Raw genomic sequence first — 247 nt, 5'->3', positions numbered from 1 at the left:
CTAATTCTATTTTAGAAATACCCTCTAAATCTTTTTTAAGCTTCCACTCTGTAATAGAAAACGTTCGTCGCACCCATTCGTCATCTAGCTGTGTGAAGTCGTAAGCTGTTTTACAACCTTTAGCTTGTAAACGATTTTTTAGTTGTCTACCTATTCCCCAAACATCTTCTAATTTTATCCATTTTAAGGCTTTAATTCTAGAACTTTCAGAATCTATAACATAAACGCCTTTGGTTTCTTTAGGAAA

At 33.2% G+C, this 247-nt stretch carries 1 pseudogene; it reads right to left on the bottom strand.

The window, feature by feature from the left end:
• A pseudogene (locus ACRHNM_RS17675) lies at positions 1-247 on the bottom strand (SOS mutagenesis and repair protein UmuC); the annotation flags it as partial.

It is taken from the genome of Psychroserpens mesophilus (assembly GCF_050617655.1).
In the GTDB taxonomy this organism is placed as follows: domain Bacteria; phylum Bacteroidota; class Bacteroidia; order Flavobacteriales; family Flavobacteriaceae; genus Psychroserpens; species Psychroserpens mesophilus_A.
The sequence above is the reverse complement of the archived record's forward strand: the minus strand, read 5'-3'. Positions and strand labels throughout refer to the sequence as shown.